Below are 12,336 nucleotides of genomic sequence, written 5' to 3' on the forward strand. Positions count from 1 at the left end.
GAGTGAACGAAACGCCTAAACCGAATTCCTTCCGTTCCGGGCCCGATGAAGATGGCCGCTTCGGCATCTATGGCGGTCGTTTCGTTGCCGAAACGTTGATGCCTTTGATCCTCGATCTGCAGGATGAATGGAACAAGGCGAAGAACGATCCCGCCTTTCAGGCGGAACTGAAGCATCTTGGCGCCCATTATATCGGCCGCCCGAGCCCGCTTTATTTCGCTGAACGGCTGACGGCCGAACTCGGCGGCGCGAAGATCTATTTTAAACGCGAGGAGCTGAACCACACCGGTTCGCACAAGATCAACAACTGCATCGGCCAGATCCTGCTCGCCAAGCGCATGGGCAAGACGCGGATCATCGCCGAAACCGGCGCCGGCCAGCATGGCGTCGCTTCGGCGACCGTTGCTGCCCGCTTCGGCCTCCCCTGCGTCGTCTACATGGGCGCCACCGACGTCGAGCGCCAGGCGCCGAACGTTTTCCGCATGAAGCTGCTCGGCGCCGAAGTGAAGCCGGTTACGGCAGGCAGCGGCACCCTTAAGGATGCGATGAACGAGGCGCTGCGCGACTGGGTCACCAATGTCGAGGATACCTACTACCTGATCGGCACGGCGGCCGGCCCGCATCCTTATCCGGAGATGGTCCGCGACTTCCAGTCGGTGATCGGCGCCGAAGCGAAAGAGCAGATGCTGGCAGCCGAAGGCCGTCTGCCGGATCTCGTCATTGCTGCCGTCGGCGGCGGCTCGAACGCCATCGGCATCTTCCATCCCTTCCTGGATGATTCCTCCGTGAAGATCGTCGGCGTCGAAGCCGGCGGCAAGGGCCTGCAGGGCGACGAACATTGCGCCTCCATCACCGCCGGAACGCCCGGCGTGCTGCACGGCAACCGCACCTACCTGCTGCAGGATGGCGATGGCCAGATCAAGGAAGGTCACTCGATTTCGGCCGGTCTCGACTATCCCGGTATCGGTCCCGAACATTCCTGGCTGAGCGATATCGGCCGCGTGGACTATGTGCCGATCATGGACCACGAAGCGCTCGAGGCCTTCCAGACCCTGACCCGCCTCGAAGGCATCATCCCGGCGCTCGAGGCCGCGCATGCGATTGCCGAGGTCATCAAGCGCGCGCCGAAGATGGGCAAGGATGAGATCATCCTGATGAATCTCTCCGGCCGCGGCGACAAGGATATCTTCACTGTCGGCAAGATTCTGGGAATGGGACTGTAAGACATGACCGCACGCATGGACAAACGCTTTGCCGCGCTGAAGGCCGAGGGCCGTCCGGCGCTTGTGACCTATTTCATGGGCGGCGATCCTGACTACGACACCTCTCTCGGCATCATGAAGGCGCTGCCGGAAGCGGGTTCCGACATTATCGAGCTCGGCATGCCTTTCTCCGATCCGATGGCCGACGGCCCGGCGATCCAGCTGGCCGGTCAGCGGGCGCTGAAAGGCGGCCAGACGCTGAAGAAGACGCTGCAGCTGGCGGCCGACTTCCGCAAGACCAACGATGCGACGCCGATCGTCATGATGGGCTATTACAATCCGATCTACATCTACGGCGTCGAGACGTTCCTGGATGATGCGCTTGCTGCCGGTATCGACGGCCTGATCGTCGTCGACCTGCCGCCCGAGATGGATGACGAACTCTGCATTCCGGCGATCCGCAAGGGCATCAACTTCATCCGCCTGGCGACGCCGACCACGGACGAGAAGCGCCTGCCCGCGGTGCTGAAAAACACCTCCGGCTTCGTCTATTACGTCTCGATGAACGGCATCACCGGCTCGGCGCTGCCCGATCCGTCGCTGGTTTCGGGCGCCGTCCAGCGCATCAAGCAGCATACGGAGCTGCCCGTCTGCGTCGGCTTCGGCGTCAAGACGGCGGAACATGCCAAGGTCATCGGCGGCTCGGCCGATGGCGTTGTCGTCGGCACCGCCATTGTCAATCAGGTCGCAACCAGTTTGACGAAAGACGGAAAGGCGACGGCCGACACCGTTCAGGCGGTCGCAACGCTGGTGCGCGGCCTTTCCTCGGGAACACGTTCGGCGCGCCTTGTTGCTGCCGAATAGTTTTCCCACATTGGCACCAATCAGTTAGGAGATTTCGAGTTGAACTGGATCACCAACTACGTTCGCCCGCGGATCAATTCCATGCTGGGCCGCCGCGAAGTTCCCGAGAACCTGTGGATCAAGTGCCCGGAAACGGGCGAAATGGTCTTCCACAAGGATCTGGAATCCAACAAATGGGTCATTCCCGCATCCGGTTATCACATGAAGATGCCGGCCAAGGCGCGCCTTGCCGACCTTTTCGACAATGGCGAATATGAATCGCTTCCGCAGCCGAAGGTCGCCCAGGACCCGTTGAAGTTCCGCGATTCAAAAAAATATATCGATCGCCTCCGCGACAGCCGTGTGAAGACCGAACAGGAGGATACCATCCTTGCCGGCCTCGGAAAGGTGCGCGGTCTGAAACTCGTTGCCGTTGTGCATGAATTCAACTTCATTGGCGGTTCGCTCGGCATTGCCGCCGGCGAGGCGATCGTCAAGGCTTTCGAACGCGCGACGTCCGAGAAGTGCCCGCTGGTGATGTTTCCCGCCTCCGGCGGCGCGCGCATGCAGGAAGGCATTCTGTCGCTGATGCAGCTGCCGCGCACAACCGTTGCCGTCGACCTGCTGAAGGAATCCGGCCAGCCCTATATCGTTGTGCTGACCAACCCGACCACAGGCGGTGTGACGGCCTCCTACGCCATGCTCGGCGATATTCATCTGGCAGAGCCCGGCGCCGAAATAGGCTTTGCCGGTAAGCGCGTGATCGAGCAGACGCTGCGCGAGAAGCTGCCTGAGGGTTTCCAGACCTCCGAATATCTATTGGAACATGGTATGGTCGATATGGTCGTCAAACGTCACGATATTCCGGAGACACTGGCGCGTCTGCTGAAGATCCTGACGAAGAAGCCCGTTTCGGCGGCCAACGACATGAATGGCGGCGCGATCGCTCTGGCGGCGAGCGCCTGATAACCGACACACAGGCGGGGGTGCCGAATTGATACCAAGAGGCCAAACCGCGGTGAGTGAGGCAGCGCAAGAGATAGAAAAACTCATGGGATTGCATCCCAAGGGGTTCGATCTGTCTCTCGATCGCATCACCCGTCTTCTTGATCAACTCGGCAACCCGCACCGGAAACTGCCACCTGTGATCCATGTCGCCGGCACCAACGGCAAGGGCTCGGTCACCGCCTTCTGCCGCGCCTTGCTCGAGGCCGGCGGCTACAGCGCCCATGTCCATACCTCGCCCCATCTCGTCAATTGGCACGAGCGCTATCGCATCGGTGTCAAGGGCGGGCGCGGGCAGCTCGTCGATGACGCCGTCTTCGCCGATGCCGTGCGACGCGTGGCGGATGCCAATGCCGGGCAGCATATCACCGTCTTCGAAATCCTGACGGCGGTCACCTTCATTCTGTTTTCCGAACATCCGGCCGATGCCGCGATCATCGAAGTCGGTCTCGGCGGCCGTTTCGACGCGACCAATGTCATTTCCGATCCGGCCGTCTCGGTGATTATGCCAATCTCGCTGGATCACCAGCCCTATCTCGGCGACAGGGTTGAGCTGATCGCGGCCGAAAAAGCCGGCATCATGAAGCCGGGACTGCCTGTCGTCATCGGCCACCAGGAATATGATGCGGCACTCGACGTGCTGATGTCGACGGCGGAGCGGCTGCATTGCCCGAGCGCCGTCTTCGGTCAGGATTTCATGGCGCATGAGGAATATGGGCGGCTCGTCTATCAGGACGAGTTCGGCCTTGCCGACCTGCCGCTGCCGCGCCTTCCCGGCCGCCATCAGTATGCCAACGCCGCCGCGGCCATCCGCGCCGTCAAGGCCGCGGGTTTCATTGTCACCGAGACGATGATGGAAAAGGCGATGAATTTCGTGGAGTGGCCGGGCCGGCTGCAGCGCCTCAGCGAAGGCCGGCTGATGCAATATGCGCCGGCCGGTGCCGAGATCTGGGTCGATGGCGGGCATAATCCCGGCGCCGGCGAAGTGATCGCCGAAGCCATGGCCAATTTCGAGGAGCGCCAGCCGCGGCCGCTTTTCCTGATCATCGGCATGATCAACACCAAGGACCCGATCGGTTATTTCAAGGCTTTCACAGGCCTGGTCGAGAAGGTGTTCTGCGTGCCGATCCGCGGCAGCGACGCGATGATCGACCCTGTGATATTGTCGAACGCCGCCTATGATGCGGGTTTGATCGCCGAACCGATGTCGACGGTCGGCGAGGCGCTGGAAGCGATAAAATCGGCCCTCGACCCAGCGGCACTGCCGCCCCGCATCCTCATCGGCGGCTCTCTCTATCTCGTCGGAGATGTGCTTGCCGACAACGGCACGCCCCCGAAATAAGCAGACGAAAAAAGCCCGGCCGAAGCCGGGCTTTTCCATGCGATATATGAAGACGATATCGATTAGGCGGCGTTCGAAATCCAGTTCGAAAGCGCTGTCTTCGGCTTGGCGCCGACGGAGATATCAGCGACTTCGCCGCCCTTGAAGATCGCGAGCGTCGGAATGGAGCGCACGCCGAACTGGGCGGCGAGTTCCGGGTTTTCATCGATATTGAGCTTGGCGACCTTGACCTTGCCTTCCATCTCGACGGAGATTTCCTCGAGGCTCGGAGCAATCATCTTGCACGGACCGCACCATTCAGCCCAGAAATCGACGACGACGGGTTCTGCGGATTCCAGAACTTCCGACTGGAAGTTATTGATATCGACTTTCACGGTAGCCATAGGCTGCTCCTTTGACCGAAGAAGATGTTGAACCACATGTGATGGTGCGGCGCCAAATTTTCAATGTCCGGTATTTCACTTTGTCTTGAGTCCTGCAAGCGCCAAACCGAGTGCCTCTTCGCTCAAAGTGTAGAGCGACGCATTCTCGGTGTAGACGAGCATGCAGTCGATGCGTTTGCCGGGATAGAGCGGTGCCAGGATCTCACGATAAATCGCGAGCTGAGCCTTATGTGCGAAAGGGATCGCCTCCTCGGTCGAAGGTGGCACCCGATTTGTCTTGTAATCAAGAATGACGACGCGATCGGCAAGCACGGCGAGCCGATCGATACGGCCGGAGACCGCATAGCGCCTGTCTGCGAGCGTCAATGTTCCCATGATCGAAACTTCCGGCTGGGCCTCTACTCCGAGAACCGGCTGCAGACCTTCTTCGTCCATTAGTCTCAGAACCGAATCGACGAGCCGGCGGCGTTCCGCTTCAGGCCAGAACCGCGCCGCCCGCTCGGCATAGCGGCTTGCGGCATCCGGCCGTTTGACCGGGGGAATGTCGGGAAGCGCCTGCAGCATGCGATGGATCAACCTGCCCTTCTCCAGGGAACGATCGCTGCGCTCCTTCTCGCCGAACAGCGGCGAAGCGACAAACAAGCTGCCCTCGTCTTCGTCGACGATCGTCCCGGCGCCGGATGGGCTGAGGGGGCGGGGCAGCTCAGCCTGCGGCGGCAGTGGCCGCAATAGGCCTTCCGGCAACGCCTCCTGGCTGTCGCGCGCCTCATGGCGGTCGATACGCTCGAAGCGCCGCTCCACCCGCGGCACCCGCCATCGGATGCCCGGCCATTCGCCGTCTGGGCCGGAGAAGGTGGCCGCCTCCACATGCGGATGGCCTTCGCTGAGCGCGGCTGAGATCATCATGTGCCAGGTATCGTTGTTGACACGAACGCCACGGTAGCCGCAAACAACAAGCCGGTCGGCAGCCCGTGTCATGGCGACGTAAAGCAGCCGGCGATACTCCTCTTCCGCCAGCATCTGGATCCGTGCTGCATCGTTTTGCGTCAGCGAATTGGCGAGGTCGGAGACGGGAACCCAGGCCGGCAGCGGCGGCTCGTCGGCGTCCGTTTCGATCAGGCGAAGCTTCGGCAGATGTGTATGCGTGAACGGCTTGGAGCCGCCGTCGACGAGGAAGACGATCGGTGCTTCAAGACCCTTGGAGGCATGCACGGTCATGATCCTGACCTCGTTGCGCCCCTTGTCCTGCTCACGCTTCACCTCCGGCGCTTCGAGCTCCAGCGTTGAGATGAAGGATTGCAGCCCGGGAAGGCCGGAACTCTCGTGGTCGAGCGTAAAGGTCAGGAACTCGTCGAGAATATCGCTGACCTCGGTGCCGAGACGGGCAAGGAATTGCCGCCGCCCGCCATGGCTGCCCAGCACGCGCGCATAGAAATCATGGACCGACAGAAGCCGCGACTGCCGCAGAAACAGCTCCAGCCTTTCGACGGCAGCACGGAAACGTTCAGTACCATCGGCCGCAAACCTCTTGAGATGGCTCCAGAGGCTCTCGTTGTCGCCCCGAAGGCCGGCGATTGCAAAGATATCGTCCTCCGAAAAATCGAAAAGCGGGCTCTTCAGCACGGCAGCGAGCGAAAGGTCGTCCTCTGGCAGAAGCAGGAAACGGCCGAGCGCCAGCAGATCCTGCACCGCGATATGGCTGGTCAGCGTCAGTCGGTCGGCGCCGGCGACGGGAATGTCGCCACGGCGCTTCAAGGCGCGGGTCAAGGCATTGACGAAGGCGTCGCGCTTGCGCACCAGAACGAGGATATCGCCGGCTTCGATCAGCCGCTCCGTGCCTTTGTCGACGATCGTTTCACGGCCGACGAGCGTGCCGATCGCATGGGCGATCCGCCGCGCGAGGATTGCGGCCGGCGCGCTTTCCGGCGTCGCATCGAAGGGCGCCGTCCAATCCTCTTCCTTCACCACCGCCTCAGGCGCGACCATCTCCCAGAGGTCGACGGCGCCGGGATGTCCGATGCGGCTGGATCGATGTACGACCGGTTCGCCGACAGCGCTGAGACCCCGCGCATTGTCCGCCGTCCGGAAGATCTGGTCGACGGCTTCGAGCACGTCGGCGGTCGAGCGGAAGGAGAGCGGCAGCCGCACGGAGGAAAATCTCTGCCCGCTGTCGGCGACCCGCCGCCGTGTCCGGTCGCTCTCTTCGGAAAAACGCTCGGGTCGCGCTCCTTGGAAGGAGTAGATCGACTGTTTCTCGTCGCCGACGGCAAAGAGCGTGCGCACGACCGGCCGGGCGCTCTCGCCGGAAAAGAAATCCTCGGCGAGCGACTGGATGACGCTCCATTGGATCGGGCTGGTATCCTGTGCCTCGTCGACGAGGATATGATCGATACCCCGGTCCAGCTTGTAATGGACCCAGGGACCGACGCCACTCTTCGTCAGCAGGTCGGCGGTGCGTGTGATCAGGTCTTCGAAATCGAGTTGGCTGCGCTGCTTCTTCAGTTCCTCGTAATCGTGGTTCAGCCGACCGGCGAGCACCAGCGCCGCCCTCGTGGCGCCGAACATCCGCATCAGCTTCAACCGGTCACGGTTTGCGGCGACATGCGCGCGGGCGGCGGCTATGGCGCTCGTCAATTCCGGCGCTTCCGCAAGCATGGCTTTGACCAGGAACTGCGAGTCCGTTTTCGGCTCGCCTTTTGCCGTCAAAAAGATCTTCTCCAGCATCTCGGCGCGCTTGGCATCATCGCGCTCCCGACCGGCGAGCCTGAGGCCATAAGCAACCTCCTGCGCCTTGGCGCCGCCCTTCTGGTCGGCAAGCGCCAAATAAAGCTCCAGCATGCCGCCCGAAAGCTCCGGCAACGGCCAATATTGCGCCGCGATCCGGCTTTCAGTATCGCCCACGGCAAGGCCGAGCCTGTCGCGCAGAACCGTCTCCACGCCGCCCTGTCGCTCGGCAGCCGCCGTGAAGCGGCGAATGGCATTGCGGTTGGCGATGATGTCGGCGAGCAGGTTCTCCAGCCCGGATTCATCGCCGAGATTGAGCACATAGGCGAATGCCTCGGCAAGAGCGCTGCCTTCCTCCGGCGCCGTTGCCGTCAGCAGCGCCCGGCGTACATCGGAAAGCAGTGCCGCCGCCGCGCGATCGTCGAGGACCGAGAAGTGCCCGGCAACATTGGCCTCCAGCGGGAATTGGTGCAGCAGCGCTTCGCAAAAGGCATGGATTGTCTGGATCTTCAATCCGCCCGGTGTTTCCAGCGCCTTCGCAAACAGCCGGCGCGCCTCGGCAAGCTTTAAGGCATCCGGCGCCGTACCCTCGATCTGCGTGATGCGCCGGCTGAGATTTTCGTCGTCAAGCACCACCCAGCCTGCCAGCCGTTCGAAGACGCGGTTCGACATTTCGGAGGCCGCGGCCTTGGTATAAGTCAGGCAGAGAATGGCGGAAGGCCGTGCGCCGGCGAGCAGGAGACGAATGACACGCTGGGTCAGGACATGCGTCTTGCCGGAACCGGCATTGGCCGAGACCCAGGCCGAGCGCTCGGGATCGGAGGCGATTGCCTGTTGAATCGTGGTCCAGCCGATCCAGGCGCCGGGATCGTCGTCAATCGGAAGTGCAGTCTGGTCACTCATCGCCGCCGCCTTCCTCGGTCTCGGCAGTCGACCATTCGGAGACGCGGGCGAGATGATCATAGTCGCCGCCGAAATCAAACTGCTGCGCCGGAATGAGCCGCGAGGTAAAGCCTTTTTCGCCGGACTGCAGCAAACTGACGAACTTGATCAGCTGGTCGACCGAGTCCGCGGCAAGGTCCATCGCCGATTTTGCCTTGTCGCTGCGGGCCGAGTTTTCGTTGTTCACCGTATCGACCTGGAACCGGCGTCCAGGACGCAGACGGACATAGAGCAGATCCTGCGGGATGAGACTGCCGGCATCGCGGAAGGCGCCGGCGCTCAACGCGGCCGCTTCGAGCGCGAGCTGCGGATCGAGAAGCGCGCGTGCCTGTGCCGGTGAGGGGTTATAGCCGGTCTTGTAGTCAATGATATCGGCCGCCCCCGGCCCCGTAATATCGATCCGGTCGGCAACGCCGTTCAGCCGGACATCGATCGCCTCCAGCTCCACGCCGCCGCGCACTTCCGTCAGTGTCCTGCGGATGGCGGGACGTCGTCCGGCCTCCCATTCGAGGAAGGCGCCGGCCACGTCGCGAAAGCGCGGCCGCCACACGGCATCGATATGTGGCGGCAGCTTCTCCATGTCGAAAAGCTCGGTAAGAATCTGCTCCATCGCCGCTGCCGCCTCCGGCGTGCCGGCGACATGGGCTTCGCGGATGAACCGGTCGATGATCTTGTGGTAGAGCGTTCCGCGTTCGGCCGCTCCCGGATCCCGGTTGAACGCGTCGACCGGATCGAGCCGCAGGATGCGGCGGGCATAGATCGCATAGGGATCGCGGCGCAGCCGGCCGACCTCGCTGAAGGAATAGGACTTCGGCTGCAGCGCCAGAGGCGGTTTCGGCGAGGGTCGCTGCGCCGGTGCCTGAACTTCTCCCCGATCGATGAGGCCGGCCCATTGCAGATACCGGTTACCGCGCCCTCTCAACGCCGCTTCGAATGTCTCTCCGCCGAGCGCCAGCAGCCGCTGCAGCCAGCGCGAGGCGACGGTCGGCGTCGAACCTTGGCGCAGCGCTCTCGAATAGATCAGGTGGCGAGTGCCGTTCGCCATCTCGAAATCATGCGCCAGTTGGCCGATGCGCCGCTCCGGCGGTTCGAGCCCGATCTCCGTCTTCATCATGCGCGCAATGAAGGGATTGTTGGCGCTCTGCCCTGGCCAGGAGCCTTCGTTCAAGCCGCCGAGGATCAGCGTGTCGACGCTCTGTAGGCGGGCTTCGAGCGTGCCGAAGATGAAGAGGCGGGGATGGCTGAGTGCCCGGGGTTTCACCGCATGGCCGGCGGCAAGTGCGGCCATGATGTCGATCCATTGCGGCCCGTCGGCCTCCATCTGGCCATCCGTGTCGATCACTTCGCTGAGAAGCGAGGCAAGGGCGTCTCCTGCCTCGTGCGACCAGAGATCGGCAAGATTGCCGTGCGGATCTGCCGCGACCGCTTCGAGCGAACGGCCGGTCCGCTCCGCCCATTCGGACAGCGTGAAACGCGCCGTCTTGCCGCGTTCTTCCGGCCGGTGCCGGACCAGCGCGGAAGCCAGAGGTTCGGTTGCGCGGGCAACCCGGCGGGCAAGCTCGGATGCGGCATTGGCCGCCTCGGCTGGCAGCGTTTTTCGCCATTGCGGCGTGTGTCGGTCCAGAGCCTGCTCGCCGAGCTGATGGGCCAGGAGCGACTCGAGCGCACTGATATCCACCTCCGCCACGCCGCCGCGCAGTGCCAGCAGCTCAAGCGCCTCGGTCGCAGAAATCAGGGCCCCACGTTCGAGGCCGAAGCGGGCCAGCGGATGTTTGAGCAGCGAGACGATCGCCACCGGATCGCCCGGGCGCAGCGCCGCTTCCAGCAGTAATTGCAGCAGGGTGCCCTGCGGCGTGGCCGAAAGCGGCGTACCGGCCGAATCGTCGGCGAGGATGCCGAAGCGGGAAAGTTCGGCCATCACCCGACGGGCGAGATTGCGGTCGGGCGTAATCAGCGCTGCCCGGCTTTCGCCGTCCTGGCCCGGCCTTTCCAGTGCGAGCCTGAGCGCGATGGCAATTGCGGTTGCTTCCTCGCGTTCATTGGCGGCTTCGATCAGCGAAACATCGGCGAAGGCCGAAGTCAGCGCTCCCTCGGGCAACGCGCTCTTCCAGGCCCCCCAGTCGCTGGTCGCCTCTGCCGGCGAGAGCGCGCGCGATAGGATTTCGGCGCGCCGATCGAGATCGGTCTCCGGCCTCTCAAGCAGGCTGATGTCGGCTCGTGTCAGCCTCAGCCTCTTCAGCAGCGAGGACAGGCCATATTGCGGATGGCTCCGGCTGGCCGGATTGGCATGCTGGCCCGGTGCCGGTTCCGGCGCGACCATTTGCCAATGCCTATCGGGCATGGAGAGATCGAGGCCGGGAAGGACGATCACGCCTTCGGGGAGATTGGCAACGGCGGCGATGAGATCGGCCGTGGCAGGGACCGAACCCGTCGAACCGGCGATGATAATCGGCCCGGCCGGCTTCGCCGCAGAAATCCTGGCTGCCTCGGCCCGCAGAATGGCGTTCCTGTGCCGTGCCGGCGAGGACCTGCCGAGCTCGGAAAGCCGCTCCGGCCAGAAGGCGCTGGCGATCTGCAGGAACTCCGCCGTCAGCTGCCACCAGGCGGCGTAGTCACCGGTGTCGAGTTTCGACAGTTCCGACCAGTCAAGATCCTCGGTTTCGATGGAATCGATCAGCTCCGCAAGGTTGCGGGCGAGCCAGATAGCATCCGCCGGGCTGGCCGGCGCAACCAAAGGCGAGTCCGAATGGATATGACGGACGATTTCCGGCAGTTTGTTTCGCCAGGCAAGGATCAGGCGCGCCAGTTCCAGCAGCCGGGCGGTATTCGACAGCGGCTGGGCGAGATCGATCGTTGCCGGCAGCGCCTCTTCGAAATATCCGCTGTCGTCATCGGTTTCGCCGAGCGGACGAATGACCGGCAGGATTGCCGAGCGGCCGCCGAGCAGGTCGACGAATTCCGAACGGAGCACACGCACGGCGCGCCGGGTCGGCAGGTAGATCGTCACCCTGGCGAGCGACAGCGGATCACCGGGCTCATGCCGAAAGAGCGGCGTCAGGCGTCCGTCGCAAAGCGTCGTTGCCAGCGTTTTCAGGAAGGGGAGGCCCGCCGGGATCGTCAGGATGGGTGGCTGGTGCCGGTCCGCCATGAGCTCACGCGAACGCCCGCAGTCGGCGGATCGTTTCCTCCGCTTCGCCGATCGCCTCTGGCGTTCCCACTGTCAGCCAATGGCCTTCGAGCATAATGCCGAACAGCCGGCGGCGCGCGATCGCCTTGTCGAAATAGATGTTGAGGTTGAAGGCATCCTTCGGCGCATCGTCAAATAGCGCCGGATTCATGGCGATCGCCCCGGCGTAGACGACCGGATTGGACGGATCGTCGCGATACCGCGTCAGCCGGCCATCTGCAGCGAGGCTGAAATCGTTCTTGCCGTTGTGACCCGTCGTATCCTCGATCCCAACGCAAAGGAGCGCCATGTCCATGTGTTCGGCATCGAAGAATCCGGCTAAGCGCTGCAGGTTCGTCGGCCGTCCCGGCTGTTCGCCGATCCAAAAGAGATCGGCATTCATGACGAAAAGATCGTCACGGTCCAGCAGCGTCAGGCCCTTCGCCAGCCCGCCACCGGAATTCATCAGTCTGTCCCGCTCGTCCGATATGACGATGTCGAGGCCGCGATACTTGCCGAGATGTTCGAGCATCTGCTCGGCATGATGATGAACGTTGACGGCGGCTCGCTCGACACCGGCCGAAACCAGCGCGTCCAGCGCATAGTCGATCATCGGCTTGCCGTCGATCTTCACCAGCGGCTTCGGAATCGTATCGGTGATCGGGCGCATGCGGGTCCCGAGACCCGCGGCCAGTACCATGGCTTGTCGGATGGTCATCTTGATCCGGA

The 12,336-nt window shown here is 63.0% G+C and carries 8 protein-coding genes; 4 read left to right on the forward strand and 4 right to left on the reverse strand.

What is annotated here, in order from left to right:
- Nucleotides 1-2: 2 nt before the first annotated feature.
- The 4 genes from trpB (at nt 3) to CO660_RS26935 (ending at nt 4,392) form a co-directional block, all read left to right on the forward strand.
- Nucleotides 3-1,223, forward strand: coding sequence for a tryptophan synthase subunit beta (gene trpB / locus CO660_RS26920; protein WP_097601320.1), 1,221 nt, complete (start codon nt 3-5; stop codon nt 1,221-1,223).
- Nucleotides 1,224-1,226: 3 nt separating this feature from the next.
- Nucleotides 1,227-2,066, forward strand: coding sequence for a tryptophan synthase subunit alpha (gene trpA / locus CO660_RS26925; protein ID WP_085776437.1), 840 nt, complete (start codon nt 1,227-1,229; stop codon nt 2,064-2,066).
- A gap of 39 nt (nt 2,067-2,105) precedes the next feature.
- Nucleotides 2,106-3,011: an acetyl-CoA carboxylase, carboxyltransferase subunit beta gene (gene accD / locus CO660_RS26930; RefSeq protein WP_097601321.1), complete on the forward strand. Its 906-nt coding sequence runs from the start codon at nt 2,106-2,108 to the stop codon at nt 3,009-3,011.
- Nucleotides 3,012-3,096: 85 nt separating this feature from the next.
- Nucleotides 3,097-4,392 (forward strand): folylpolyglutamate synthase/dihydrofolate synthase family protein, encoded by a 1,296-nt coding sequence (locus CO660_RS26935; RefSeq protein WP_097601322.1) that lies wholly within the window; start codon nt 3,097-3,099, stop codon nt 4,390-4,392.
- Between the two features lie 62 nt (nt 4,393-4,454).
- On the opposite strand, the gene trxA is transcribed toward CO660_RS26935, so the two are convergent.
- The 4 genes from trxA to CO660_RS26955 all read right to left on the reverse strand — a co-directional run bounded on the left by trxA (nt 4,455) and on the right by CO660_RS26955 (nt 12,325).
- Complete coding sequence (gene trxA, locus CO660_RS26940; RefSeq protein ID WP_004672616.1) at nt 4,455-4,775, reverse strand: thioredoxin; 321 nt, start codon at nt 4,773-4,775, stop codon at nt 4,455-4,457.
- Between the two features lie 75 nt (nt 4,776-4,850).
- On the reverse strand, nt 4,851-8,402 hold the full coding sequence (gene addA, locus CO660_RS26945) for a double-strand break repair helicase AddA (RefSeq protein WP_097601323.1): 3,552 nt from the start codon (nt 8,400-8,402) through the stop codon (nt 4,851-4,853).
- Nucleotides 8,395-11,589: a double-strand break repair protein AddB gene (addB, locus tag CO660_RS26950; RefSeq protein WP_097601324.1), complete on the reverse strand. Its 3,195-nt coding sequence runs from the start codon at nt 11,587-11,589 to the stop codon at nt 8,395-8,397. Before addB ends, addA begins: the two co-directional genes overlap by 8 nt.
- 4 nt (nt 11,590-11,593) lie before the next feature.
- Complete coding sequence (locus CO660_RS26955; protein ID WP_097601325.1) at nt 11,594-12,325, reverse strand: nucleotidyltransferase family protein; 732 nt, start codon at nt 12,323-12,325, stop codon at nt 11,594-11,596.
- Nucleotides 12,326-12,336 lie beyond the last annotated feature (11 nt).

This window comes from Rhizobium sp. L9, from assembly GCF_002531885.1.
Taxonomy (GTDB): Bacteria; Pseudomonadota; Alphaproteobacteria; order Rhizobiales; family Rhizobiaceae; genus Rhizobium.